This window comes from Methanoculleus frigidifontis (assembly GCF_030464345.1).
Classification (GTDB): Archaea; Halobacteriota; Methanomicrobia; order Methanomicrobiales; family Methanoculleaceae; genus Methanoculleus_A; species Methanoculleus_A frigidifontis.
The window spans coordinates 1-2,459 of the sequence record NZ_VCYH01000023.1; the positions used below are offsets into that span (position 1 = coordinate 1).

Sequence of the window (2,459 nt, forward strand, 5' to 3'; positions counted from 1 at the left end):
TTCTGCGCCCGTTTCTGCCGGGGCGGTGGTCGGGACGCCGGTCGCTGCTGTGGTGGGAACAGCCCCGGCCGCTTCGGTGAAGAGGAGGGCGTAGACGCTGAAGTGCGTGATCCGGGCGGTCACGGTTCTCGTCCCCTGATTGACCGTGGCCGGGACTTCCTCCCAGGCACCGGTCTCTCTGTTCCACCACCGGACGATCGGTGTCAGATCTGCGGCGACCATCGCGGTCCAGTCCTCTTCGGCGATGGTGAACCTCAGGGGAATGGCCGTGCTGAAGGTTGCGCCGTCGGGCCGGCAGTCGTAGGCGGTCTCCATGAACGCGAACGTTGCACCGGCCGGTGCCGCCGGTATCTCGCCGATCGGAAGGGGATCGATGCTGATCGTCGTAAGCGGGTCTCCGTTGCTGTCGAGTGCCACGACACCCATCGGGACGGTGATCATGGCGATGCCGTCGGCGGCGGTGATTGCGATCGACTCAGTCAGGGCGCCGGTGCTGTCGGTGGGCACGACACCTTCCCGCTCATACGGGACGGGCGCTTGGGTGGGGGTTCCGATAGGCCCGGCTCCGCCGCCTCCTTTGCTACTGCCACCGCCGCCGCCCGGCGTCGGGGTGACCGGCGTCGCCGTTACCGAGAGGAGGGCGAAGGTCGAGAAGTGGTCGGTCTCGCCCCAGGCGACGTTCTGGACGGTATCGACGCCGCCGGGGAGCTGCTCCCAGACGCCGGCGGCCGGATTCCACCAGTAGACCCGGATCTGGGCTTCATCGATTCCGGCGGCGGCGACCTCTGCGTCGGTGTAGTAGATCCGGATCGTGACGCTCTCGATCTGATCGTTGGTGATGGTGCTCGTGATCTCCGCGTACCGCCCGACGGGAGCAAGGCTCGACGGGATCTGCTGGTCGTCCGGCGGGACCTCGAATGCCGTGAAGGAGACGGTCTCGTCCGTCAGGTCGACGGTCGTCGTGAGCGTGACCGACGTCCCGGTCGCGGTACCGGTCACGGTCGTGTTCTGTCCTGCCTTCGGGGAGACCGGCTCGGTGGTGCTTTCCTTCGGCCGCTCCTTCGGCAGCAAAGCGGTAGCGGTGAGGTTGAGGCGTGTCACGCCGCCCGCTTCGAAGGAAGCGGTCTCTGTGGCACGGACACCGTCGATGTAGAACGTGACCGGATCGCCGGTGACCAGGCTCGGTCCCTGCAGAATGAGCTGATCCGCAACATCCCAGGCGGGGTCGCCATACTGTCCGGCGGTTGCCGTCGTGACGCTTCCGGCATTGGTTCCCCTGACCGAGGCGACGACGATGGTCCCGACCGGCGGCGCCGTCCCGTCGGCATCCAGCAGGGTGCCGAAGAAGGCGTGCGGCAGCAGCCCGATTGTGTCTTCTGCGGCTGCCGGCACGGTCAGGATGGCAAGTGCCAGCAGGAGCGCGAGTGTGGGTGTAGTTCTCTGCATGATTGGATCCTCGTGAGGTTCGGGAGGATGCAGGGTGGTCTTAGAACCACCCGGGATCGATCGGTGGGAGTTTGAGGGGCGTCGAGCTGAAGCCCGCAAGTTCATCGGGGTTCTCCATCTGGACCCAGTAGCCGTAGCCGGTGCTCATCGTCGGTTTCTTTGCCGCACCGGCGGTATACGTCCAGGCCTCGTCGTTGATCGGCGGCGAGAGGACGATGGTGTAGCCGGTCAGGCCTGCCGGTGTCTCTGCGATCGAGATGAGTGCCTTGTCGACCTTCATGGTGTCCCATGTGAGATTCGCCACATCGAAGGCATACGCAGGGCCGATGAGGTTCCAGCCGGATTTGAGATACTTCACCGGCGGGCGTGTGATCTCCGGGCTGATGGCGACCGGCAGGCGACCTTCCTCGTTCATCTTGACGTAGACAGCGTCGAGCGGGCTTATCCGGGTGCCGGCAAGCACCTGCACCCACCGCTGACCGGCGGCGTCCCAGGTGTAGGCGGCGCTGTAGTTCAGCCCCTCACCCATTGTGCTGATGGCGCGCCAGGTGCTGTCCTCAAGGGCTATCGGTGTCGAGAGGGTGTTCCAGCCCTTCGAAAGACCCGTGTCGGGCCGGAGTTCGACGCCGAGATACGCCGTGTCGTCACCGAGAACGGTCTCGCACGGCCGGGTCAGCCAGGGCTCCCAGGTCATGGGGTCGTCGTAGTAGATGACGCCAAAGATCGGGCTCCCGGTGCCGGGGCCGTAGCCGGACGGACCGCTCGCATCGCCCCACCAGTTGTAGGCCGCGGTGGTCGGGGTGTCGCCTTTGTAGTCGCCCAGCAGGCCGCCCGCGATGTTGTTGTAGGCAACGGTTCCGCCCTTCGTCCTGATGCCGAGCCCCTCAGAGAACCCAATGCCGAGCCCTTCAGGGCGGTAGCCCTCGATGTAGCCGAAGCCGGAGGCCAGAGCGCTTCCGGAGACGTTGTTCTGCGTCATCGTGGAGAGGGCGCGGTCATGGATGCCGAGGCCG

General features: G+C 65.9%; 1 protein-coding gene and 1 pseudogene. Both read right to left on the bottom strand.

Annotated features, from left to right (window positions below; all coding sequences use genetic code 11):
• Positions 1-1,446: pseudogene (locus FGU65_RS15765) on the bottom strand (hypothetical protein); the annotation flags it as partial.
• A gap of 40 nt (positions 1,447-1,486) precedes the next feature.
• On the bottom strand, positions 1,487-2,459 hold a 973-nt coding region (locus tag FGU65_RS15770; RefSeq protein WP_301665454.1), incomplete at its 5' end, for a hypothetical protein.